Origin of the sequence: Dankookia sp. GCM10030260 (genome assembly GCF_042666655.1) — a bacterium.
Lineage (GTDB): Bacteria > Pseudomonadota > Alphaproteobacteria > Acetobacterales > Acetobacteraceae > Paracraurococcus.
The window spans coordinates 93,978-117,436 of sequence record NZ_JBHTDE010000002.1 but is presented as its reverse complement, the minus strand read 5'-3'; the positions used below and the strand labels follow the sequence as shown (position 1 = coordinate 117,436).

At 69.7% G+C, this 23,459-nt stretch carries 21 protein-coding genes, 1 tRNA gene and 1 pseudogene; 13 read left to right on the top strand and 10 right to left on the bottom strand.

The features are described from left to right. The first annotated feature begins 121 nt into the window (after nt 1-121). From ACFQS7_RS06915 to ACFQS7_RS06885, 7 genes are all read left to right on the top strand, one after another. Nucleotides 122-1,123, top strand: a complete 1,002-nt coding sequence (locus ACFQS7_RS06915) for an NAD-dependent epimerase/dehydratase family protein (protein WP_380066308.1) — start codon at nt 122-124, stop codon at nt 1,121-1,123. 67 nt (nt 1,124-1,190) lie between these two features. Continuing rightward, nucleotides 1,191-3,398 carry a glycosyltransferase gene (locus ACFQS7_RS06910; protein WP_380066307.1) on the top strand — a complete coding sequence of 736 codons (2,208 nt, stop codon included), beginning with the start codon at nt 1,191-1,193 and terminating at the stop codon, nt 3,396-3,398. After that, nucleotides 3,398-4,642 carry a glycosyltransferase family 4 protein gene (locus tag ACFQS7_RS06905; RefSeq protein WP_380066306.1) on the top strand — a complete coding sequence of 415 codons (1,245 nt, stop codon included), beginning with the start codon at nt 3,398-3,400 and terminating at the stop codon, nt 4,640-4,642. The genes ACFQS7_RS06910 and ACFQS7_RS06905 overlap by 1 nt, the downstream gene beginning before the upstream one ends. 28 nt (nt 4,643-4,670) lie before the next feature. Continuing rightward, nucleotides 4,671-5,360, top strand: a complete 690-nt coding sequence (locus tag ACFQS7_RS06900) for a hypothetical protein (protein WP_380066305.1) — start codon at nt 4,671-4,673, stop codon at nt 5,358-5,360. Nucleotides 5,361-5,365: 5 nt separating this feature from the next. After that, on the top strand, nt 5,366-7,105 hold the full coding sequence (locus ACFQS7_RS06895; protein WP_380066304.1) for an ATP-binding cassette domain-containing protein: 1,740 nt from the start codon (nt 5,366-5,368) through the stop codon (nt 7,103-7,105). After that, nucleotides 7,102-8,799, top strand: coding sequence for an ATP-binding cassette domain-containing protein (locus ACFQS7_RS06890; protein ID WP_380066303.1), 1,698 nt, complete (start codon nt 7,102-7,104; stop codon nt 8,797-8,799). The genes ACFQS7_RS06895 and ACFQS7_RS06890 overlap by 4 nt, the downstream gene beginning before the upstream one ends. Then, complete coding sequence (locus ACFQS7_RS06885) at nt 8,693-10,156, top strand: HlyD family type I secretion periplasmic adaptor subunit (RefSeq protein ID WP_380066302.1); 1,464 nt, start codon at nt 8,693-8,695, stop codon at nt 10,154-10,156. Before ACFQS7_RS06890 ends, ACFQS7_RS06885 begins: the two co-directional genes overlap by 107 nt. Before the next feature lie 19 nt (nt 10,157-10,175). Here ACFQS7_RS06885 and ACFQS7_RS06880 read toward each other — a convergent pair whose 3' ends face one another. Further along, a complete protein-coding gene (locus tag ACFQS7_RS06880) occupies nt 10,176-11,267 on the bottom strand; it encodes a TRAP transporter substrate-binding protein (protein WP_380066301.1) in 1,092 nt (363 codons plus the stop codon). Between the two features lie 158 nt (nt 11,268-11,425). On the opposite strand from ACFQS7_RS06880, the gene ACFQS7_RS06875 reads away from it, so the two are divergent. After that, nucleotides 11,426-11,516, top strand: a tRNA-Ser gene (locus ACFQS7_RS06875). After that, nucleotides 11,516-11,701: a hypothetical protein gene (locus ACFQS7_RS31045; protein ID WP_408880104.1), complete on the top strand. Its 186-nt coding sequence runs from the start codon at nt 11,516-11,518 to the stop codon at nt 11,699-11,701. The genes ACFQS7_RS06875 and ACFQS7_RS31045 overlap by 1 nt, the downstream gene beginning before the upstream one ends. Nucleotides 11,702-11,706: 5 nt before the next feature. Here ACFQS7_RS31045 and ACFQS7_RS06870 read toward each other — a convergent pair. From ACFQS7_RS06870 to ACFQS7_RS06840, 7 genes and pseudogenes are all read right to left on the bottom strand, one after another. Next, nucleotides 11,707-12,353, bottom strand: a pseudogene (locus tag ACFQS7_RS06870) (transposase); the annotation flags it as partial. A 676-nt stretch (nt 12,354-13,029) separates the two neighbouring features. Continuing rightward, the gene (locus ACFQS7_RS06865; RefSeq protein WP_380066300.1) at nt 13,030-13,821 is read right to left on the bottom strand and encodes an SDR family oxidoreductase; all 792 of its coding nucleotides are present in this window, start codon (nt 13,819-13,821) and stop codon (nt 13,030-13,032) included. Nucleotides 13,822-13,830: 9 nt separating this feature from the next. Then, nucleotides 13,831-14,298 carry a hypothetical protein gene (locus tag ACFQS7_RS06860; RefSeq protein ID WP_380066299.1) on the bottom strand — a complete coding sequence of 156 codons (468 nt, stop codon included), beginning with the start codon at nt 14,296-14,298 and terminating at the stop codon, nt 13,831-13,833. Continuing rightward, complete coding sequence (locus ACFQS7_RS06855) at nt 14,295-14,429, bottom strand: hypothetical protein (protein WP_380066298.1); 135 nt, start codon at nt 14,427-14,429, stop codon at nt 14,295-14,297. Before ACFQS7_RS06855 ends, ACFQS7_RS06860 begins: the two co-directional genes overlap by 4 nt. Nucleotides 14,430-14,498: 69 nt before the next feature. Next, on the bottom strand, nt 14,499-15,098 hold the full coding sequence (locus ACFQS7_RS06850; RefSeq protein ID WP_380066297.1) for a hypothetical protein: 600 nt from the start codon (nt 15,096-15,098) through the stop codon (nt 14,499-14,501). Between the two features lie 13 nt (nt 15,099-15,111). Then, complete coding sequence (locus ACFQS7_RS06845) at nt 15,112-15,309, bottom strand: PrpF domain-containing protein (protein WP_380066296.1); 198 nt, start codon at nt 15,307-15,309, stop codon at nt 15,112-15,114. Between the two features lie 340 nt (nt 15,310-15,649). After that, nucleotides 15,650-16,642: a Bug family tripartite tricarboxylate transporter substrate binding protein gene (locus tag ACFQS7_RS06840; RefSeq protein ID WP_380066295.1), complete on the bottom strand. Its 993-nt coding sequence runs from the start codon at nt 16,640-16,642 to the stop codon at nt 15,650-15,652. A gap of 237 nt (nt 16,643-16,879) precedes the next feature. Here ACFQS7_RS06840 and ACFQS7_RS06835 point away from each other — a divergent pair, with 237 nt between their 5' ends. Next, nucleotides 16,880-17,854 (top strand): tripartite tricarboxylate transporter substrate binding protein, encoded by a 975-nt coding sequence (locus ACFQS7_RS06835; RefSeq protein WP_380066294.1) that lies wholly within the window; start codon nt 16,880-16,882, stop codon nt 17,852-17,854. A 19-nt stretch (nt 17,855-17,873) separates the two neighbouring features. On the opposite strand, the gene ACFQS7_RS06830 is transcribed toward ACFQS7_RS06835, so the two are convergent. Both ACFQS7_RS06830 and ACFQS7_RS06825 read right to left on the bottom strand, forming a co-directional pair. Next, nucleotides 17,874-19,496, bottom strand: a complete 1,623-nt coding sequence (locus tag ACFQS7_RS06830; RefSeq protein WP_380066293.1) for an ABC-F family ATP-binding cassette domain-containing protein — start codon at nt 19,494-19,496, stop codon at nt 17,874-17,876. A 90-nt stretch (nt 19,497-19,586) separates the two neighbouring features. Further along, nucleotides 19,587-20,399 carry an IclR family transcriptional regulator gene (locus ACFQS7_RS06825; RefSeq protein WP_380066292.1) on the bottom strand — a complete coding sequence of 271 codons (813 nt, stop codon included), beginning with the start codon at nt 20,397-20,399 and terminating at the stop codon, nt 19,587-19,589. A gap of 113 nt (nt 20,400-20,512) precedes the next feature. Between ACFQS7_RS06825 and ACFQS7_RS06820 the strand changes: the two genes are divergently transcribed. From ACFQS7_RS06820 to ACFQS7_RS06810, 3 genes are all read left to right on the top strand, one after another. Next, complete coding sequence (locus ACFQS7_RS06820) at nt 20,513-21,487, top strand: MBL fold metallo-hydrolase (RefSeq protein WP_380066291.1); 975 nt, start codon at nt 20,513-20,515, stop codon at nt 21,485-21,487. A gap of 16 nt (nt 21,488-21,503) precedes the next feature. Next, nucleotides 21,504-22,850, top strand: coding sequence for a homogentisate 1,2-dioxygenase (hmgA, locus tag ACFQS7_RS06815; protein WP_380066290.1), 1,347 nt, complete (start codon nt 21,504-21,506; stop codon nt 22,848-22,850). Between the two features lie 69 nt (nt 22,851-22,919). Beyond that, on the top strand, nt 22,920-23,459 hold the full coding sequence (locus tag ACFQS7_RS06810) for an SRPBCC family protein (protein WP_380066289.1): 540 nt from the start codon (nt 22,920-22,922) through the stop codon (nt 23,457-23,459).

Sequence of the window (23,459 nt, the reverse complement as noted above, 5' to 3'; positions counted from 1 at the left end):
CTGCGTATAACGTTCTCGTAATCAGCGATATTTCCGCGTCGATCGCTGATTGCGGGCCAGCCAATTCCGTTGCACCCCGTTCTGGCCTATCTGAAGCCCGAACAGCTCGGATTGCCGGTCAATGAAGGTTCTGGTCACCGGCAGCGCCGGTTTTATCGGGTTCCACGTCGCCCGTCGGTTGCTTGACGCCGGCCATGCCGTCGCCGGCATCGATGCCATGGTCCCCTATTACGATGTCCGGCTGAAGCAGGCGCGGCATGCCCGGCTAGAGCGTCAGGCCGGCTTCACGCCGCATCTCTTCGACCTGACCGATACCGGCCGCCTGGCCGAGGTGATGGCCACCGAGACGCCGGAAGTGGTCATCCACCTCGCCGCCCAGGCCGGCGTCCGCTACGCGCTGGAACACCCCGAGAGCTACATCCACGCCAACATCCAGGGGACCTTCGCTCTGCTGGAGGCCTGCAAGGCCCGGCCGGTGCGGCATCTGCTGATGGCCTCGACCAGTTCGGCCTATGGCGCCAACACGGCGATGCCGTTCAAGGAAACCGATGCGGTGGCCACGCCGCTGAACATCTACGCCGCGACCAAGATGGCGACCGAGCAGATGGGCCATTCCTACGCTGCCCTGTGGAAACTGCCGATCACCATGTTCCGGTTTTTCACGGTTTACGGGCCCTGGGGCCGCCCGGACATGGCCTTCTTCAAATTCACCGATGCGATCCTCAAGGGCCGCACGATCGACATCTACAACCACGGCCGGATGGAACGCGACTTCACCTATGTGGAGGACCTGGTCACGGCCATCCTCCGTCTGATCGATTGCGTCCCGGAAATCGGCCAGCCTGTGGCGGCCTGCGACAGCCTGAGCCCGGCCGGCCCTTTCCGCGTGGTCAATATTGGCAATGCCCAGCCGGTGCAGTTGCTCGACTTCATCGCCGAGATCGAGCGGGCCTGCGGCCGCGAGGCGGTGCGCAACTACATGCCGATGCAGCCCGGCGAAGTGCTGAAGACCTGGGCCGACACCGCCCTGCTGCATGCGCTGACCGGCTACCGGCCCTCGACTGACATCGACACCGGGATCGCCGCCTTCGTCGCCTGGTTCCGCGAGCATTACGGGATCTGACCGAGCGGGATCTGTCTCGCAGCGCAGCATACAGAGTCCGGAAAGGACTGCCGTCTAACTCCGGGGCATGACGGCAGCTCTCCTCGACGGCACGGCCGAAAGGCGGCCGATGGCGTCGCTTTCCGAAGCGACACCAAGGTCCGTCGGCATCCTGGCCCTGTCGCCACGGCTCGTGTTGCTCGCCGTGCCGGAGCTTCCCGGGCTTGCGCGGATCGCCGAGGTGCCGCTGACCGGCGCAGGCGGGGCGCTGCAGGCACCGCTGTCCTGGCAGGGCATTGCCCTGCCGGGTGGTCGGATAAACCTGTTGCTGGCCCGAAGCCAGCCGGGCCTGGTGCCCGATGCCGTCCTCGACCTGGCGACGCCCTCCGGCTTCAGCGCCCGCCTGCTGCTTGAATCGGTAACGGATGTCGCCAGCCTGCTCGGCAGCGCCGAACCCGACGTGCTGTTGGCCGTGCTGCGCTTCCTGGCCGGCAAGGCGCTGGGCGGCTTCCGCGCGGCCGACGACGCCGGGCTGGCGGTGACCTGCCTGGGCCTCGCCACTGCGGCACGCGCCACCGCCCCATCGGCGCAGGCGGTGGCCCGATGCGGTGCGGATGCCTTGCTTTGGACGCTGCCTGCCGGTGCAGTACCCGGCCCCCATGTCATGTTGACCCAACGCCGGCTGCAGCGCGTCAGCCTCACCGGCAGTCCCGCCATCCTGCCGGATTGCGGCCCAGGGGAAGCTTGGCTCCTGCCACCGGGCGGGGAGCGGCCGATCCGTCTTCCCGCCCCGCCGCCCCTGCCGAGCCTTGGCCAGCTTGCGCGCGGCAAGGAGCCGCGCGGCCGCGCCTTGGGCCGGGCAGCGCAGAACGAACTCACCCGCCGCGCCGGTACCGAGGCACCGATCCGCCGCCTGCTGCGCGACCAGCAATTCCTGCTGCCCGCCGCCCGAATGCACCAGCACGCCGCGCCGGAATTCCCGATCGGCGCGAGCCTCGACATGGCGGTGCCGGATCATGCCGGCGGCATCTTCCTGCGGGGCTGGCTGCGCGACCCGCTCGGGCTGGTCGCCGGCCTCACTTTGCTCAGCCCCCATGGTGAGCAGCCGCTGCCCGCCACGGCGCTGCAGCGCTTCCCGCGCCCGGACCTGGTCAAGGACTTCGCCGCTGCCCCGCATGGCGGGGCGGATTGCCTGGCCGGCTTCGCCCTCCACCTGCCGGAGGGTGCGCCCCGTGCGGCAGCGCAATGGCGCCTGCGCCTCAGCCTGACCACCGGCGACCAGGTGACACTGGTCGCGCCGCCGGGCCTGGCGCATCCTCAGACGGCACGGGATGCGATCCTCGGCGCCATCGCCCCGGCGCATACCACTGCCGCGCTGATGACGCGTGCCATCGCGCCGCCGGTGGAACGCCTGCATGCCCTGGTCATGGCCGGCCGCGGCACGCCAGAGGTGATCCGCATGGGCAGCCCGCCGCATGCCCCGATCGCCAGCCTGATCGTGCCGCTCTACCGCAACCTGCGCTTCCTGCGGCACCAACTGGGCGCCTTCGCCCGCGACCCCGCGCTGCGGGAGACCGAGCTCATTTACGTGCTGGACAGCCCCGAGCAGCGCGACGAGGTCGAACATGCGCTGCGCGGCATGCACCGGCTGTACCGCCTGCCGCTGGTCCTGGTGGTCCAGCCGCGCAACCACGGCTACGGCGCTGCCTGCCATGCCGGCGCCGCCGAAGCGCACGCCGCGGTCCTGCTGCTGCTGAATTCCGATGTGGTGCCGGCAGCACGCGGCTGGCTGACACCAATGCTGAATGCGCTGAAGCGGCAGCGGAAGCTGGCCGCGGTCGGGCCGAAGCTGCTGTTCGAGGACGGCTCGCTGCAGCATGCCGGGCTCTATTTCCTGCAGATGCCGGGCGAGGCGGAGTGGTTCAACGACCACTACTTCAAGGGCCATCCACGGTACTGGCCGGCAGCGCAGGTCGCCCGCCGGGTGCCGGGCATCACCGGCGCCGCATTCTGCGTCCGCGCCGAGGCCTGGAAGGCCGTGGGCGGCATCAGCACCGACTATGTCATCGGCGACTACGAGGACTCCGACCTCTGCCTGCGGCTGCGCGCTGCCGGCGGCGAGATCGGCTACGTCCCGCAGGCGGAGCTGTTCCACTTCGAGCGGCAGTCGATCCGCGACCATGGCGGCTACGCGAAGAGCCTTGCGTCCACCTACAACCGTGGCCTGCACCACCGCCGCTGGGCGCCAGAGATCGCCGCGCTGATGGCCCGCCAGCCGCGGCCGGGGCGCGGCTGATGCGGGCGCTGTTCCTCTGCCACAACCATCCCGGCCTCCAGCCGGGTGGGACCGAGGTCTTTGCCCATGGCCTGTTCCGCGCGCTGCGCGACCAGCATGGCGTCGAGGGCATGTTCCTGGCCGCCGTCACCGGAGCCCACCGCGAGCGCCGCCCGGGCACGCTGCTGCAGGGCATCGGCACGGCGACGGACGAGGCACTGGTCTGGCTCGGCCATTTCGACCGCTTCGGCCTGGCGCAGCCGGACACCTACGGCCTCGCCTCGCTCGCCCCGGTGATCGAGGCGATGCAGCCCGACATCGTGCATATCCACCACCTGCTGCAATTCGGCGTCGAGACGGTGGACTTGATCCGCCGCGCCGCGCCGCGCGCCCGGCTGATCTTCACCGCGCACGACTTCTTCCCTCTCTGTGCCCAGGAAGGCCAGTTGCTGACCACCGACGGCCGGCTCTGCCGCGGGCCCTCGCTCGATCGCTGCCAAGCCTGCTTCCCCGGCCGCAGCGGCGCCGATTTCGTCATGCGCGAACTGCAGATGCGGGACGTGCTGGGCGAGTTCGACCGCATCCTGACGCCCAGCGAATTCGCCCGCGGCCGCTACCTGGCGGCCGGCTACCCGGCGCGGCAGGTCCAGGTCATGCCGAACGGCATCGCTGCAATGCCGCCAGCGCCACACCGTCCGGCACCCGACGGGCGGCGCGATCGCTTCGGCTTCTTCGGCCATCTGAACCGTTTCAAGGGCGGCATGGTGCTGCTCGACGCCTCGCGCCGGCTGTCGGCCGAAGGCATCGCCCATGGCGTCACGCTGCATGGCGGCACCGCCTGGCAGTCGGAGGGCTTTCTCGCCGGCTTCTCAGCAGCGCTCGAGGCGGCACCCGCCGCCCGCCATCACGGCCTCTACCAGGGCGCCGCGCTGCCCGGGCTGATGGCGCAGGTCGATTGGGTCGTGGTGCCCTCGATCTGGTGGGAGAACGCGCCGCTGGTGATCCAGGAGGCCTTCCTGCATCGCCGTCCCGTCATCTGCGGCGGGATCGGCGGCATGGCCGAGATGGTGCGGGACGGCGTCGACGGGCTGCATGCTCCGGTCGGCGATTCGGCCGGCCTGGCACGGGTGCTGCGCCAGGCAATCGAGACCGAAGGCCTCTGGGACCGTCTGGCGGCGAATATCCGCCCGCCGCTGAGCCTCGAAGCAGCGGCACAGCGCCACCACGACCTCTACCGGGACACCCTGGGCGCGCGCGCCGCGTGACGAGCCCGCTGCAAGGGAAACGCAGACCATGCTGATCCAGCCACCGGACGCCGCCGCCCCCAAACGGATGACGGAAGCCGAAGCCGACCGGGGTCGCACCTCCGATGTCCGCGGGGTGATCGACAATGCCACGCCCGATCGGCTCTATGGCTGGGCCTGGGACTTCGGCCATCCGGCGCAGCGGGTCCGGGTGGCGTTGCGCATCGCCGGGGAGACCCTGGCCGAGGCGCGCGCCGACGGCGCCCGCCCGGATCTGGCCGAAGCCGGCATCGGCGATGGCTGCCACGCCTTCGAACTGCCGCTGCGCCCCGAATGGCGCGACCGCCTGGCCAACCTTGCGGTGGTCGCCTTCGGCGGCGACGGGCGCGAGTACCCGATCGCCGTCCGCCTGCCGCGGCAGCCGCCGCCCACCGGCAATCCGCTGCAGCGGACGATGGAGGGCGTCATCGCCGAGCAGCACGACCTGCGGCGTGAATTGGTGGCGCTGCGCCAGCGCTCCGAGCAGCCGGGCGAGGCGACGGCGATCGAGGCCTTACAGACCCGCGTGCAACACCTGGAGCTCTGGCTGACGCGGCTCGATGCCCGGCTGGCCGAGCTGGGCGTGCCAACGCCTGCCGCCCGAACCGGGCTCGACCCCTGGCAGGGGGTGCTCTATGCGCTGCTTGCCTGCCTGTCCGGTGGGGCGATGGCCTTGGCCACCCTGCATTGGCTGGGTTGACCGGCATGGCGGCCACCCCCGGCCAGGGCGCCTCGGCGGATGCGCTGATGCGCGGCGCCATCGAGGACACGCTGCGGATCGTCGGCACCTGGTTTGCGCTCATGCTCGGGCTGGGCCTGGTCGGCGTGCTGCTCGGCTTCGCCATCATCCTCAACAAGACCAGCTTATTCGTCCTGCTGCCGGTGACATTGAGCGCCGCCACGCTCTTTTCCGCCGGCGTCTTCTGGGTGATCGCCGTGGTCGCCGCCTCGGTGGTCCGGATCATACAGCACCACGCGGTCGCCGTGGTGGCGCGCTATGTCGCCGAACGCCTGGCGCTGCCGGCCGTGCTCTGCACCGCCCAGCGGGCCGGCCGGCCGGAGGTGCTGTCCAGTGCAGCGCTGGAGGCGATCGAGACCCTTCGCGGCGCCATCTCCGGCCACCTGCCGCATCTGGGCATCGCCCTGCTGACGACGCCGCTGCTGCTGGCATTGATCTTCGCCATGCATTGGTGGGCCGGGGTCATGGCGCTGGTCTTCTGCCTCGCCGGCAGCATCGTCAGCCTGCTGATGACCCGGGCCGCCCACCGGGCCGCGGTGGTCGCCGGGGAGTCCCGCGGCCGCGCCTTCGGCATGGCGGCGGATGCGATCCGTTCGGGCGAGGCGGTCCTGGCCATGGGCATGCTGCCGCGTCTGGTTCGGCAATGGACCATGGCGGCGGCTGAGGGGTCGGCCGAAGCCTGGGCCTGCGAGCGACGGGCCGAACGCCTGAGGACACTGCTGGAACTGCTGGCCGGCATGCTGCGTGGCAGCATCATCTTCCTCATGGCGGCGCTCGCCCTGAGCGGCCAGAACGTCAACGCCGCCTTCGCCGGCTCGGTGCTGGCGATCGGCATGGTGGTCAGCCCCTTCATGGGCCTCGGCAGCCATCTGCGCGGCCTGACCGAGGCGATGGCCGCCTGGCAGCGGCTGCGGGCGATGATGCGGGCGACGGCGGCGATCCCGGAGGGCATCGCCTTCCCGCCGCCGGCGGTGAGCCTGACGATGGAGCATGTGTCCTTCGGCTTCCGCGGCCCGCAGCCGGTACTGTTCCGCAACCTGGAACTCGAGATCGGGCCGGGCGAGGTCGTCGCCATCGTCGGCCCTTCTGGCAGCGGCAAGAGCACGCTGCTGCGGCTGCTGATGGGCATCCTGCGGCCGAATGGCGGCGGAGTGTACCTGGATGGGCATGCCACCAGCCAATGGGACCGGCAGGAATTGGCCCGGCATGTCGGCTACCTGCCACAGGATTCGCTGCTGTCCCGCGCCACCGTCGCGGAGGTCGTTGCCCGCCTGGAGACGCCGGACATGACCGAGGTCATCGAGGCGGCGCAGCGGGCCGGGGCACATGCGACGGTCGTTGGCCTGCCTTGCGGGTATGCCACGCCGCTGACCGGCGGCTGGGAGCTCTCGATGGGTCAGCGGCACCGCCTGGCGCTCGCCCGCGCGCTTTATGGCCGGCCACGCTTGCTGGTGCTGGATGAACTGGCCGGCTCGCTCGATCCGGAGGGTGAAGCCGAGGTCGCGCGGCTGCTGCGCCGCTTGAAAGCGGAGGGAGTTTCGATCGTCTTCACCACTCATCGGCCCAACCTGCTGGCCACCGCCGACCGCGTGCTGGCGATCCGCCAGGGGCAGTTGGTACCGGCGGGCGAGGAGCGGCCGCTGCTGCCCGGACGGGTACCACCGAAGCTGCCGCGGGCGCGCCGCCCGGCGATGGCAACGCCATGAGCCCCGCCGCGCCCCCCGCCGGCCTCCGGCTGCGCGATGTCGGCGTCACGCCGACCTTCGTCGCCACCCTGATTCTGCTGACCGCCGCCAGCCAGATGTCTTTCCTCGCCTTCCTGCTGGTGATGAAGCATATCGGCGACGGCGTGCTTGATACCCGGAACACCTCCACCGCGATCGCCTTCGCCGCCTTGTTCGCCCTCGTCGTCATCCTGTCCGGCTGGTACACGCATCTGCGCGGCAGCATGCTCGGCGCCGTCGCCGAGCGGCTTGGGGTCACCTTGCGTGCCGAAGCGCTGCAGGCCGCGGTGTACAACGCGGTCCGCACCGATCGGGCGCAGGGCGCGACCGTGCTGCGGGAAATCGCCAGGGTCCAGGCCTTCTTCGCCAGCCGGGCTTCGCTGCTGTTTCTCGAACTGATCGGCGCCGTTGTCGCCATCCTCGTGATGTTCGTGCTGGACACCGGGCTGGGCCTGATCGGCCTTGGCAGTGCCGCGGTCATGGCGGGCCTCGGGGTGGTCATGCACATCGCAAGCCGCGGCCGGCTGCGGGACAGCGCACGGGCGATGCAGGTGGCCGAGACGGAATTGAGCGCCCAGCTTTCCCATCCCGACCTGGTGCGCGGGCTCGGCCTGGTGCCGGCTACCCTGTCCCGCTGGCAGCATCGCTACGGCGCAGCCCTGGAGGCGGAGGGCGCGACGCAGCGCCGCACCGACACGCTGCACGAGATCGAGAAGGTGGTGGCCGAACTGCTGACCCTGGGGGCTTTCCTCTATGTCGGCATGCTGTTGTTCGACGGCTCGGCCACGGCCGGGATGTTGCTGTGCGTCTACTTCCTCATGGCGAACACGCTGCAGCCTTTCTCCCAACTGATGAATGGCTGGGAGACCTGGGCGGGGAGCATCGGCGCCTGGGGCCGGCTGCGCCGGGTGATGCGGCAGGATGCAGCGCCCGAGGCGATGCCGCGCGACCCGACGGCGCCGGCGGGTTTGGTGCTGGACGGCGTCTGCTTCCATCCGCCCGGCCGGCCCGCGCCGATCATCGACGGCATCGCCCTGCATCTGTTGCCCGGTTCGGTCTGCATCATCCAGGGTGCGAATGGCGTCGGCAAAAGCACGCTGCTGCGGCTCATCCTCGGTCTGCTGCCGCCGACCGCAGGCAGGGTTCTGTTGGACGGGCAGGACAGCGCCCGCTGCGACCGCGAGTGCTTCGGCGCCCGGATCGGCTACCTGCCGCAGGACGTGCAACTGTTGGACGGCGATGTCCTCGGCAATATCGGCCGCGGCCCGGACGCTCCGCCGGAGGCCGTGGTCGCCGCGGCAAGGGCGGCCGGCGCACATGCGATGATCGGTCGGCTGCCGCTCGGCTACCAGACCCAGGCGGGACAGACGTCCGGCCTTTCCGCCGGGCAGCGCCGCCTGGTCGGCCTGGCGCGGGCGCTGTTCGGCGCGCCGTCGCTGCTGGTGCTGGACGAGCCGGAAGTCGGGCTCGATGGCGGTGCCCGCGGCGAGGTGCGTGCGGCGGTGGAGCACATGCGCCAGCGCGGCGGCATCGTGCTGGTCGTCACGCATGAGCCGCAGACCTGGACGGATGTCGCCGATCTCCGTCTTACCCTTGGCCCCGCTGGCCGCTGGGAGGCGCAGCCGCTGCGCCCCTGCGCCGCTCTCATGGAACCCGGCCATGCAGCAACTGGTTGAACGCGGCGGGACCATCGCCCTGCCCACCCCGCATCCCCGCCCTTCGCTCGAGGCACAGCTGGAAGCGGCGATCCGCACCCCGCCGGTGCGGCGGGTGACCCGCCAGGCCTTGCTGGTCCTCGGCCTGACCCTGTTGCCGCTCGGCGGCTGGGCGACCATGACCACGATCGAGCAAGCGGTGCTGGGCCAGGGGCAGTTGATCCCCGAGGGCAAACGGAAGACGGTGACGCTGCTGGAGCCGGGCATTCTACGCCAGTTGATGGTGAAGGAAGGCAGCTTCATCGAGGCCGGCCAGCCCCTGGCGCAGCTCGACGTGACCCAGGCGGAAGCTGCGGCCGACCAGGCCCGTGCGGCCTTCTGGAGCGGTCGCGCCCGCATCGCCCGGCTGCGGGCGGAACAGGCGGACGGGCGCGTGCTGGCCTTCCCGGAGGATTTGCGCAAGGCCGCCGCGGCCGACCCGGCGATCGACGTTTTCCTGAAGGCGGAGCAGTCGCTCTTCGCCGCCCGCTGGGCCAACTACGACAGCCAGGTGGCGGTGGGGGAGAAGCATATCACCCAATCCCGCGAGCAGGCGACCGGCGCCCGCGCCCAGCGCGAGGGAGCCGAACTGCAGGTGAAGTCGGCAAGGGACCAGATCGCCGGCCTTGCCCGGCTGCTGGCGCAGGGCTTCGCATCGCGCTTCACCATACTCGAGCTGCAGCGGCAGGAGGCCAGCTTCGCCGCGCTCATCGGCTCCTTCTCCGCGCAGGAGAAGCAGTTCCAGGAAGCGATGCTGCAGGGCGAAAGGCAGCTCGCCGCCCTGCGCTTCGGCCGGCTTTCGGATATCGCCAACGACCTGCAGACGACGGAGGCCGCGGTCGCCTCCGCGACGCAGCAGCTTCGCGCGGCGCAGGACATACTGACCCGGCGGGAGCTGCTGGCGCCGGAGTCCGGGAGGGTCACCAACATCCAGATGTTCACCCCGGGCAGCAGCATCACCGCCGGGCAGCCAATTCTTGATCTGGTGCCGGCCGATGATCGACTGATCGTCGAGGGCCAGATCCTGCCGACGGATATCGAGCAGGTGGCGGTCGGCCAACGGGCCAACTTGCGGCTGACCGCCTATCGGATGCGCGAGTTGCCGGTGCTGTCCGGGCGCGTGACGCTGGTGTCGCCCGATATCGTCACCGTGCAGAACGGCAGCCGGTACTACACCATCCGGGCGGAGCTGGAGCCCGAGGCGCTGGCGCACTTCCCCGAGGTGCAGATGTTCGCCGGCATGCCTGTGGAGATCTATGTCCTCGGCGAAAAGCGTACGCCGCTGAGCTATTTCTGGACGCCGATCCGCCACGCGGCCCGGCGGGCCTTCCGCGATTGAAGCCCGCCGCCCGCGCACCTCAGCGGCGCGAGGCCTGGGCCAGGTAGTTGTCGAAGGACAGCTCGGCGACGCGGAACCAAGCCCGCATGTCGTCGCGCGCCTTCGACCAGTTCTCGTGGATTTTTTTGTACTCCGGGCTTTTCGCCGCCAGCTCCTGCTCCAGCGCCATGGCCTCTCGGTAGCAGGCGTCCATCACCTCGCGCGGGAAGCCGCGGAGCTGGGTGCCGCTGGCCAGCAGGCGGCGCAAGGCGTCCGGGTTGCGGGTGTCGTATCGTGCGACCATCCAATGCGTCACCTCGGCCGCGGCGACGCGGATGGCGGCCTGGTAGCTCTTCGGCAGGGCGTTCCACTGGTCGAGGTTCACCACCAGGGAGGTGTTCGCTGCGCCCTCCCACCAGGCGGGGTAGTAGTAGTAGGGCGCCACCTTGTGGAAGCCGAGCTTCTCGTCGTCATAGGGGCCGAGCCATTCGACGGCGTCGATCGTGCCGCGTTCCAGTGCCGGATAGAGATCGCCGCCAGCGAGTTGCTGCGGCACGCCACCGACGCGGGACAGTACGGTGCCGCCCAGGCCGGCGATGCGCATCTTCAGGCCCTTGAGATCCTCGATGGTCTTGATTTCCTTGCGGAACCAGCCGCCCATCTGCGCGCCGGTGGTACCCATCGGCAACGCATAGGCATTGTACTGGCGGAACAGCTCGTTCAGCAGGTCGATCCCGCCGCCTTCATACATCCAGGCATTCTGCTGCCTGGTGTTGAGCCCGAAGGGCACGCCCGTGGCGAAGGCGAAGGCCGGGTTCTTGCCGATGTAGAAGGAGGAGGTGGTGTGCGCCGCCTCGACCGTGCCGGCCTGCACGGCGTCGAGCGCCTGCAGCGCGGGGACCACCTCCCCCGGGCCGAAGACGCGGATCTGGAAGCGATCCTCGGTCAGTTCCGCGACCGTCCTGGCGAAGACCTGGCCAGCGCCGTTGATGGCATCGAGGCTGGTCGGATAGCTGCTGGTCAGGCGCCAGCGGATCGCTGGCGCCTGGGCGTGCACGCTCGCGGGCGCCGCAAGCGGGGCAGTGGCCGCGGCGGCGATGGCGCTGCGGCGAAGGATGGTACGGCGTTGCATGAATCTGGGTCCCTTCCCGGTGCTGCGGAGGCGGCAGGAACCACGGAAGCGAGTGATGGAAAAGACCCAAACAATGCGCCGAAGCGGGTTGCCCTGTTCGGGTCGCCCCACTATGGTCCGCCGCCCTGCGGGAGCAAGCCCAAGGCTCCCACGGCAATGGACAGGTGGCCGAGCGGTCGAAGGCGCGCGCCTGGAAAGTGCGTATACGTCAAAAGCGTATCGTGGGTTCGAATCCCACCCTGTCCGCCATGGACTCACGCCTGTCGTCGTTCGAGGCGTCGCCGGCGTTCGCGGAGTTGGTCGGCGGCATGCCGCCGGGTCTGCCGGGCAGCGTCCCGGTCGGGCTACAGGAAAGCCTGATGCAGCGCGGCCAAGGCCAGGGACTCGCACGCCTTGGCGACACGGGCCAAGGCATCCTTATCGATTGGCCCTGATACCGCTGCCAAGTCGCGCCGAGGATGTGGGCGGTGGCCACCCCCAGCCCCTCATGCGCATCGGAAATGACCAGCTCCACGCTTTTCGGGCCGCGCTTCACCAGACTCCTGAGGAAACCCGTCCAAAAGGTCTTGGCCTCCGACGGGCCGATGATCCCGCGGAATCCCTCGGCATCGCAAGCCACCACGTTTATCGCGGCGACGGAGACGATCCTGCCGCCCTCGCGCTGCCGGAGATGAGTGGCCTCGAGCCAGAGAGACGGTCGACTTCGAGATGCCGGGCAGGCCCATAGCGGCACCATGTCATCCCCCACCGGGTCGAGACCCCACCGATTCATGCCTCTTTGGATTACCGCTACAGGGCCTTCTGAAAAGTCTTCCGGGGCTTCTGAAAAGGCAGGTAGTAGCTGCCCTGCCGCAGCTTGGGGATCCGGAGTTGCAGCGGGCCCAGCCGGGTATCCAGCGTGCGGTCACGGAAGCCGTTGCGGTAGTTCAGCCCCTCACCAGTTCGCTCATGCCGCCCGGCCTTGATCAGGCCCGCCACATCGGCCTCCATCAGCATCTGCAACATCGTCTCGGCGAGACTACCGAGGAAGTCACTGTCTCTAGCTTTCACCAGGAGTTCCGCCAGTGGCAGCCTGCCCTCGGTCATCGGGTCCGCGGCCGATCAAGAGTGGGAGCCTCGCAACTCCACCCTGGCCGCCAGCTCCGATGGCCACCCAAGCCCTGCACCTCGGACAAGACCGGATTTTCCACCATCTCGGCGGACGCTACTCCGGAGATGAACCCGATCGAGTTGTGGCGTGGTTAAAGGCCGAAGGCCAGGTTGCGCTCGGTGGGGCCACGGACCATCGGCACCACCGGAAACGCCAAGCCAGACGCCCTCATCGCCATCACCCCAGATAACGCTTGCGCTTGGCTTCAACACTCCGGATATCGTTCAATCCAAATTCGATCCGATATCGAATCTACGAGCCGCAGGCCCGTCCGACCGCTGAATTGAGCGGCACAATCGTGCCTCGCTGATAATGATGACGTTGGGATTTCCGCGATCACCTTGCGCCAAGCTTGTGGAAGCTCGTGCCCCAGGCTCAAGTGAAGGATCCCTGCACTGCCCCCGTCCCGCCAGGTCTCCCCACCGATGGGCGAGGTCCACGGCACTTCACCTGATGGGCGGCCGGCGTGGCACCAGATGGCCAAGGCGCCGTGATGCGCAGGCGCACGGGGCGGACGGTGCGCGGCCCTGCACTGCCGGCCTTCGCCTCGAAGCCCGCATGGCTGAGCAAGCAGCCCTGCTCGGCGCGGGCGGCGCCGGCGAGCCAGTTGCCTTACATTGCCGACCAGCCGCCATCCATCGGCAGCACCGCGCCAGTGATGTCGCGTCCGGCCTCGCTGCAGAGGAATGCGGCCATGGCGCCGATCGCTTCGGCGGCAACGAAGCGGCCGGTCGGTTGCTTGCCGGCCAGGAACTGCGCCATGGCCGCGGCCTCATCCAGGCCGGCTGCGGCCATGGCGGCACCGATCCGCCCGGCGATGTTCGGCGTCATCGTCGTGCCGGGACAGAGCGCGTTGCAGGTGATGCCGCTTGCCGCGGTCTCCAATGCGGTGGCGCGGGTCAGGCCGATCAGCGCGGTCTTGGTGGTGACATAGCCGACCCGCCCGGTCGCCCCGACAAGGCCGTAGATCGAGGACATGTTGAGGATGCGGCCCCAGCCGCGCGCCCGCATCCCAGGCAGGCTGAGCCGGATGAGGTGAAAGACGGCCGAGAGGTTGACCGCCATGTCGCTGTCCCAGTCGGCCGCCGGCATCGCCTCAATGGGGCCGAAATGCCGCGTGGCGGCGTTGTTCACCAGGATATCGGGCATGCCGACCTCCGCGACCATCGCCGCGATGGCATCCGGCTGAGCCAAATCAGCGCGCCGGTAGCACACCTGCACCGCATACCGTTCGGCGAGGTCCACCGCCACTGCGCCGCCCTCCTCGGGCGAGGCCAGTCCATGCAGCACCACGTCGCTGCCGGCGGCGGCAAGGCTACTGGCGACCGCGAGGCCGATGCCGCCGGTCGAGCCGGTGACGAGTGCCATCCGCCCCCGCAAGGCGTCCTGTGTGATTGGTACCATCGGCCCAGGCTAGCCGCGCGGACCGGGTACCAGCAACTTGCGGGGCGCGCGCGTCTGCCAAGGGCGGAACAGCAGACGCTTGGCCGCCAGATCGTCGAAGCCCTCGAATTCGGTCTGCAAATGCAGGGGGACATGGACGTTCAGCAGTTGCATAGCGCCCAATGCCAGATGCATCGCGTGCATCACGGAGGGCGGCCCCGGGATCGCGTCCAGCAGGTCGATCGCCTCGTTCTGGGCGGCAGAGAGCGGGGGCACACCGGGCGGCTTCTGCGCTGAGGCGATACGCTTCCGATGCCACCGGCTGTGCAACCGGCCACCCAGTGCCGCAAGGATGGGGTGCGGGTAGAAGGCCGCCTCATCAGGCGCTTGCTCCGCCTGCCGGCTGCAATGGACGTTGCCATGCAGCAGCGTCGCCAAGGCGGGCCGCTTGGCAACCATGATGGTGTGGGCAGCGAGAGAACTGCGGACCATGCTCATCCCGCCCGCTTTGGCATGGTGAAGCAGGTCGGCGCGACGATATCGGTGCCGTCGGTATGGAGGTCCAACTCGGCCTGCGATGAATAGCCGCGCCCCGTGCCGCTGCGATGGAGCGTGCCGGTATCGCGCACGGCGGAGAGATCGTGCGTCGCCTTGCCCTTGTGGCCGTCGCACGCCGGAATGCAGCCCCATCGCCCAGGTCAGCACCTCCAACTCCGCCTCCGACGGGGCATCGCGCGGCAGGTCCGGACCAGGGCAATGCCGCGGCCGTCACGAGGCTCGGTGAAGGCCGTGCGCAGGACGGGCAGCGCGGCATCCAGGTCGCGATGATCCGGCCGGGAGAACAATAAAGGTTGGCCAAGCCGATGCGCCTGCCGAACGGAGCGCACCAGATGGCCGGCCGCCGCGGCGTCCAGCGCGAAACTCCAGGCCCGGCCGGCGGCCCTGCTGCCCGCGGCGATCGGGCGGATCGGCTTGGTCTTGCTCATCGCAGCCGGCCCTCTGCAGGCCGCACCCGGTCCCGGAACTGCCGGCTGTTGCGACAGGGACGCGGTGGGGCCGGCCGGCGGCACGTGACGCCTCGCCGCTATGCGGCGGCCAAACCCCGCAGTGCCGAGCGGCAGCGGGACGGCGTTGCGCAGGTCGATGACCAACGGCAGGCCAAGCGCCTGGGCCAGGGCACGCCGCAAATTGCGCGCCAAGACATCGGTGGCGATGCCAGCCGGAAATGGCACGACCGGCCAGGCGGCAGGCGATGCATCCGCGTCGAGCCAAGCCGGCAGGGGCGATGACAGCGGCATCGCTCGTTCCTTCTCAGACGGCCACGACAACCCTGCCCTTTAGGGCGCGGCGCGCGGTGCGGTCCAACGTCGCGCGCGTCACATCGCCATCGGACGCCATCTTGGTGTCGATCCCCCCAGCCGGGTGGCCGATGCGGATCGCCGACCGGTTGCGCGGCAGCGTCACCTCATGCACCAGCGTGCCCGCCAGACCCACGCCGCGGGCCTGCATGTTGCATACGCAGCGGGCGAGCCGACCATGCCGCGCCGCGGGGTCGCCAGCGTCGCCTCGCGCGACTGCCCGACGTCCGGGATCCTGCCTACGTGCTGCGTCGCCAGGCCGCGGATGCGTTCCGGCAGCGCCAGCAGTCCAGCCGATCCACCGGCCGGTGGCGCCGCCGGCAGTGTCGACGAAGTCGATCAGGATGCAGGCATCGGTCCCGGCACGCCGGGTACGGCATGGTCGCCACACGTCATGGGCCGGACATGCCCCATTGGGACCTCAATGCGCAGCACGCGCGCGTGGTTGGCGTTGCCGGCGCGCACCGCGGTGACGGGTCATGCGGCGCAGCTTATTCAGGGGTTATCCCCGCCTTGCGCATCAGCACCTCGTTCAACGCGAGGTCGCGGGTGATTCGGGCACGCATCGCCTGCGGGCCGAGCGGCAGCGGCAGCAGGCCGAAATTCTCGGCCAGGCGCTGCGCCTGCGGGCGGGCGATGGCGTCACGCACCGCCTGTTCCAACGCGGCGGCGAGCGGCGGCGGGAGACCGGCAGGCCCGGCCAGGCACCACCAAGCGCTGACCAGGAACTCCGGCAGCCCGAGCTCGCCCATCGTCGGCACCTTCGGCACCGCGGCCAGGCGCTGCTCATGCGGCGCGCCGAGCGCGGCAAGCCGTCCGTCCAGCACATGGCCACGCGCCGGGGCAAAGGTGGTGAACATCATGTCGACACGGCCGGCCAGGATCTCGGTCAGCGCCGGTGCCGGACCGCCGAAGGGCACGTGCAGCAGCTCGACCCCGGTCCGCTCGCACAGGTCGAGCATCAGCATATGCGCGGTCGACCCGACCCCCCATGTGCCATAGGAAAGCTTATTCGGCTCGCGCTTCGCCGCCTCGATCACCTGCGCGAAGCTGCCCCAGCGCGGATGCGCCACCAGCAGGTATGCCGAGGCATAGAGCAGGCTGACATGGGTGAAATCCGCCAGCGGATCGTAGCCCAGGTTGCGGTAGGCGAAGGGCGCCTGGGACAAGGCGGAGTTGCTGCCGACCAGCAGGGTGCCGCCATCCGGCCGTGCCCGCGCGACGTGGCGGGCGCCGACGGTCGCGGTCGCGCCTGGCTTGTGCTCCATGACGAAATTACCGCCGAAGCTTTCGCCGAAGCCTTCCTGCAGGATGCGGGCGACGACATCGGTGCCGCCGCCCGGGGTGAAGGGGATCACCAGGCTGACGCTGCGGCCGTTCGGCCAGCCGTCCGGACCCTTGCCCTGCGCCCGGGCATTGCATGGTGCGACCAGGGCGCCGGCACCGCCGAGCAGCGCACGGCGGGGGATGTCGCCGCGGCTCATCGGGGCGGCACCGAGGCACGCGCACATGACACCACGCTGCAGGGGATTGTCGCCATCCGGACCGGTCTCCTCCAACGGCTCGGCAAGGGGGTGCCGGGCTCTTATCGCTTGTCCGGAGCCTAGGGGCGTCGCGGGCGGCTGCGAAGGCCGGAATCACCGGCGTTGAGCCGCGGCGCCGATCCGCCCTAGCCTGCCATCCCGATGGCCGCCGACAGAGCGGCCGCAGGAGGACCCGCCATGCATCCCACCCGTCGCCGGCTGGCGCCAATCGCTGCCGCGCTGCTTGCTGCGCCATCGCTCGGCCACGCGGCAGGCTTCCCCGACCGGCCCATCCGCTTGATCGTACCCTGGGCGGCGGGCGGATCCACCGACGGCCAGATGCGCGTCCTGGCGGAAATTGCAGGGCGCAACCTGGGCCAGCCGGTCCTGGTGGAGAACCGGCCCGGTGCGCGTGGCACCTTCGCTGCGCAGGTGCTGCACGGCCAGGCCAAGCCGGATGGCTATACGATCGGGCAGATCCATACGGGGGTGCTGTCGCACCCTTTCATGACCCGCTCCGCCACCTGGGATTCGGTGAACGACTTCACCTACCTATTGGCGCTGACCGGCTACCTCTCGGGCCTCGTGGTGCGGAGCGAGGCACGCTGGCGGGACTGGCCCGCGCTGATGGCGGAGGCGCGGGCGAACCCGGGGAAGCTTTCCTTCGGCAGCTCTGGCGTCGGCGGGCTGTCGCACCTGGTCATGGCACAGCTCCTGGCGGCCGAACGGGTCGAGATGCTGCACGTGCCCTATCGCGGCGTGGCGGAGACGACGACGGCGCTGCTCTCGGGCCAGGTCGACGCCATCGCCGATTCCAGCGGCTGGGCGCCGCATGTCGATGCCGGGCGGATGCGCATTCTGGCGATCTGGGGCAACGAGCGGCCGAAGCGCTTCCCCGAGGCGCCGGCGATCAGCGAGTACGGCCACGATATCGGCGGCATCGCGCCCTATGCGCTGGCCGGCCCCAAAGGCATGGACCCGGCTGTGGTTGAGGTGCTGCACGACGCCTTCCGCCGCGCGTTGTTCGACCCGGCGCATCAGGCGGCGCTGGCGCGCTACGACATGCCGACCCTCTACATGTCCGGTGAGGCGTATCGCGCCTGGGTAGCAAAGCGCGTGCCGGTCGAGCGCGACCTGATCCGCAGCCTCGGCATCACCTTCGAGGCCGGGTGACGGCGCGGCGCGGCACCGGTCAGCTTCGCAGCCCCGGTGCCTCCTGTCCCGTCCGCGCCACGTATTCGGTGTAGCCGCCGTCATACTGGTGGATGCCCTCGGGCGTCAGTTCCAGCACGCGGTTGGACAGCGCGGCCAGGAAGTGCCGGTCGTGCGAGACGAAGAGCATGGTGCCCTCGTACTGCGCCAGCGCCGCGACCAGCATCTCCTTGGTCGCCATGTCGAGGTGGTTGGTCGGCTCGTCCAGCACCAGGAAATTGGGCGGGTCATAGAGCATCATCGCCATGACCAGCCGCGCTTTCTCGCCGCCCGACAGCACCCGGCAGCGCTTCTCCACCTCGTCGCCCGAGAAGCCGAAGCAGCCCGCCAGCGACCGCAGCGAGCCCTGCGAGGCGCGGGGGAACTGGTCCTCCAGCGACTGGAACACCGTCCGCTCGCCGTCGAGCAATTCCATGGCGTGCTGGGCGAAGTAGCCGAGCTTCACGCTGCCGCCGAGCGTGACTGTCCCGGCATCCGGCGCGGTGTCGCCGGTCACCAGCTTCAGCAGCGTGGATTTTCCCGCGCCGTTGATACCCATGACGCAGCAGCGCTCCCGCCGGCGCACCAGCAGGTCGAGGCCCTCGTAGATCACCCGGTTGCCGTAGCGCTTGTGGACACCCTTCAAGTTGACCACGTCGTCGCCGGAGCGCGGCGCCGGCTGGAATTCGAAGGTCACCGTCTGGCGCCGCTTCGGCGGCTCGACCCGCTCGATCTTGTCGAGCTTCTTCACCCGGCTCTGCACCTGCGCGGCATGCGAGGCGCGGGCCTTGAAGCGCTCGATGAAGTTGATCTCCTTGGCCAGCATGGCCTGTTGGCGCTCGAACTGCGCCTGCTGCTGCTTCTCGGCCTGGGCGCGCTGCTGCTCGTAGAATTCGTAGTTGCCGGTGTAGCTGGTCAGCCCGCCGGCATCGATCTCGATCAGCTTGTTGACGATGCGGTTCATGAATTCGCGGTCGTGCGAGGTCATCAGCAGCGCGCCGTCGTAGCCCTTCAGGAAGTTCTCCAGCCAGATCAGGCTCTCGAGGTCGAGGTGGTTGCTCGGCTCGTCCAGCAGCATCACGTCCGGCCGCATCAGCAGGATGCGGGCCAGCGCGACGCGCATCTTCCAGCCGCCGGACAGCGCGCCGACATCGCCGTCCATCATCTCCTGGCTGAAGCTGAGCCCGGCCAGGACCTCGCGCGCGCGGCCCTCCAGCGCATAGCCGCCGAGCGCCTCGAAATGGCCCTGCACCTCGCCGAAGCGCTCGATGATCTCGTCCAGCTTATCCATCTGGTCGGGGTCGGCCATGGCAGCCTCCAGCGCCGCCAGCTCTGCCGCCACGGTGCTGACATCGCCGGCGCCGTCCATCACCTCGGCCACCGCGCTGCGGCCCGCCATCTCGCCCACGTCCTGGCTGAAGAAGCCGATGCTGACGCCGCGATCGACCATGACCAGCCCCTCGTCCGGCGGCTCCTGGCCGGTGATCATGCGGAACAGCGTCGTCTTGCCGGCGCCATTGGGGCCGACCAGGCCGATCTTCTCGCCCTTCTGGAGCGCCGCGGAGGCCTCGATGAAGAGAAGCTGCTGGCCGTTCTGCTTGCTGATGTTGTCGAGGCGGATCATGGGTACTCGGGGGCTGGGTGCGGTTTCAACGGCCTTATGGCACGGGGCGCGGCGGCATGGGACAGCCGCGACGCGGTTTCCGGCCTGACCTCAGCGCGGCCCGCCATGCAGTTCCGCGGCCAGATCCGCAGCCGCCGCCATCATCAGCGCCGCCACCGGCCCGTCCGGCGCGACATTCAGCCGCCCGACCCGGCTGAACACCGTCAGCGCCAGCTGGATGCGGCCGCCCGCGGTGTCGAAGACCGGCACGGAGACGGCGGCAAGGCCGGTATCGCCCTCGTTCGCGGTGGTGGCGAAGCCCTGCCGGCGCACCGCCGCGACGACCCGCTCCAGCGCCGCGGCGTCCTCCGGCGCGCCTGGGCGGGCGGTGGCACGGCTCTGCACCATCTCGCGCCCGGCGAAGGGCGCGACCCGATCCGGCTCGCCGAAGGCGCAGAACACCAGGCCGGAGGCCGAATAGGTCAGCGGGCAGACATGGCCGGGCGGGACGCTGGCCGCCAGCGCATGCCGCGCCGCCACCAGCCGCACATGGGTCGGGCCATGAGTGCCCCAGACGACGGCAGCGGCGGTCTCCCCGGTGCGGGCGACGATCGCCTCCAGGACGCGCTCCGCCCGTTTCAGCAGGTCGGACCGGCCGAGCGCGGCGAGACCGGCGCGCAGCATCAACGGGCCAAGCTCATAGCGTGCGGTGGCCGGGTCCTGCTCGACCAGCCCGGCCCGGCCCAGGCTGACCAAGTAGCGATGCGCCTTGGCCGAGGGCATGGCCGCCGCGCGCGACAGGTCGGCCAGGCGCATCGGCCCGCCGGCCTCGGCCAGCAGCCGCAGCAGCAGGCCGGCCACCTCCACCGAATTGACGCCGCCGCGCGTATCCTCGGCCAGCGGCGTGTCCTGGTCGCGCGGCACTTGACAGCCACCCCCGATGTTTCGCTACATATGGCATAGCAAGCTACGCAATACGTAGCAAGCATCCTCCGGCCCGATTGCCGGGCGGGATGCATCAGCAGAGGAGACACGCCGTGTCCGGCTTCGCCAGCAGCAACGACCTCACGGAGAAGGTCGTGTCCTTCGACGAACTCGGCCCGGGCCTGTTCGGCTGGACCGCCGAAGGCGACCCGAATTCCGGCATCGTCATCGGCGACGACAGCGTGCTGGTGGTGGATGCCCAGGCGACGCCGAAGATGGCGGCCGACGTGATCGCCAGGGTCCGCAGCGTGACCGACAAGCCGATCCGGCATGTCGTGCTCAGCCACTACCACGCGGTGCGGGTGCTTGGCGCCTCGGGCTACCAGGGCGCCGAGATCATCGCCTCCGACGTCACCCGCGACCTGATCGTCGAGCGCGGCCAGCAGGACATGGACAGCGAGATCGGCCGCTTCCCCCGGCTGTTCCGCGGCAAGGAGAGCATCCCTGGCCTGACCTGGCCGCATGTCGTCTTCCACAAGCGGATGACCCTGTGGATGGGCAGGCGGGAGGTGCAGATCATCCAGATCGGCCGCAGCCACACCGCGGGCGACACCGTGGTCTGGCTGCCGAAAGAGAAGGTCTGCTTCGCCGGCGATGTGGTGGAATTCGGCGCCACGCCTTATTGCGGCGACGCGCATTTCACCGACTGGCCGGCGACGCTCGCGGCACTGAAGGCGCTGGGGGCGGAGAAGCTGGTGCCCGGCCGCGGCCGCAGCCTGCTCAGCCTCAAGGATGTCGAGGAGGGCATCGCCGGCACTGCCGCCTTCACCTCGGACCTTTTTGCCATCGCCAAGGCGGGTGCCGCCAAGGGCGCCACGCTGAAGCAGGTCTACGACGAGGCGATGGAGGTGATGCGGCCGACATACGGGCATTGGGTTATCTTCGAGCACTGCATGCCGTTCAACGTCTCCCGCGCCTATGACGAGGCCAAGGGACTTGACCATCCGCGCATCTGGACCGCCGCGCGGGACGTCGAGATGTGGCAGTCGCTGGAGCACGGTGCGGCAGCGAAATCCGGCGAGATCTGAGACCGAGGAGGGTGCGATGACCATCGTCCAGCCCATGACCACCACCCGGACCGGGACCGCCGGGCCGGGCTACATGACCGGCTTCGGCAACCAGTTCGAGACCGAGGCACTGCCCGGCGCCCTGCCGATCGGCCACAACTCGCCGCAGCGCTGCGCCTATGGGCTCTATGCCGAGCAACTTTCGGGCTCGCCCTTCACCGCGCCGCGGGCGTCCAATGAGCGGTCCTGGCTCTACCGCATCCGGCCGACCGTCGCGCACTGGGGCGCCTTCCGGAAGATCGATGCCGGGCTCTGGCGCACCGCGCCCTGCGCCGAGGTCGAGATGCCGATCCAGCCGCTGCGCTGGAACCCGATCCCTGTGCCAGCGGAAGGGCTGGGCCTGCTTGCCGGCATCCGCACCATCACCACCGCCGGCGATGCGGCGACGCAATCCGGCATGGCGGCGCATATCTATCTGGCCACGCGGTCGATGGTGGACGAGGTCTTCTACAACGCCGATGCCGAGATGCTGTTCATCCCGCAGCAGGGCGCGCTGCGGCTGGCGACCGAGTTCGGCATCATCGACATCGCCCCGGGCGAGATCGCGGTCATCCCGCGCGGGGTGAAGTTCCGTGCCGAACTGCCGGCCGGCCCGGTGCGGGGCTATCTCTGCGAGAATTATGGCGGCGCGCTGACCCTGCCGGAGCGCGGCCCGATCGGCGCCAATTGCCTCGCCAACCCGCGCGACTTCCAGACCCCCGTCGCGGCCTACGAGGACCGCGAGGCGCCGACGCGGATGGTGGTGAAGTGGGGCGGCAATCTGTGGACGACGGAACTTGCGGCCTCGCCGCTCGATGTCGTCGCCTGGCACGGCAATTACGCGCCTTACAAATACGACCTGCGCCGCTTCTCCCCGGTGGGGCCGCTGCTGTTCGACCATGCCGACCCGTCGATCTTCACCGTGCTGACCTCGCCGAGCGAGACGCCGGGCACGGCGAACATCGACTTCGTCATCTTCCCGGACCGCTGGCTGGTCGCCGAGAACACCTTCCGGCCGCCCTGGTACCACATGAACATCATGAGCGAGTTCATGGGGCTGATCTACGGTCAGTACGACGCCAAGCCGCAGGGCTTCGTGCCGGGTGGTTTCAGCCTGCACAACTGCATGCTGCCGCACGGCCCGGACATGGAGGCCTTCGAGGGCGCCAGCCAGGCCGCGCTGCAGCCGCACAAGCTGGCCGGCACCATGGCCTTCATGCTGGAGACGCGCTTCCCGCAAAAGGTCACGCGCTATGCTGCCGAGCTGCCGGAGCGGCAGGCGGAGTACGGCGCCTATGGGGCAAAGCTGCGGAAGCACTTCAACCCGGATCGCCGGGACGCCTGACCCCGGCTTGCACATCGGCGCCGGGTTCCGCAGGGTGTGGGCATAATCAAGCTCACCCTGGAAACCTCCATGCCTGACCTCGCCGCCGTTGCCAGCTGCATTCCCGGTGCGACCCTGGCGCCCGACCAGGGCGACGGCGTCTGGCGCGGCGCGGTCAAGGTCCGCTTCGGCCCCACCACCGCGACCTTTCGTGGCGAGGCGACGCTTGCCTTCGACCACGACGCGCATCGCTGCACGATCGAGGGGCGCGGGATCGACCAGCGTGGCGCCTCGCGCGCGCTTTCCTCCGGTACCGTCGTAGCCAGCGCGGAGGGCGACGCCACGCTGCTGGACGTGCAGGGCAGCTTCACCGTCACCGGCCCGCTGGAGACCTTCGCCAATGCCGGCGGCGTGCATGTCGCGCGCGCGCTGCTGGCCGAGTTCTCCGCCAACATGGCGAAGCTGGTGGTGGAACGCGCGCTGGGGCCCGTTGAGAGCGTGGCGGAGGAGGCAGCACCACCCCCGCCTCCTCCGCCGCCAGCCCCGGCGGCGGAGCTCAGCGCCATCAGCCTGCTTTGGCGCGCCTTCCTCTCATGGCTCAGCAGCCTCTTCGTCCAAGGAAAAAAATGA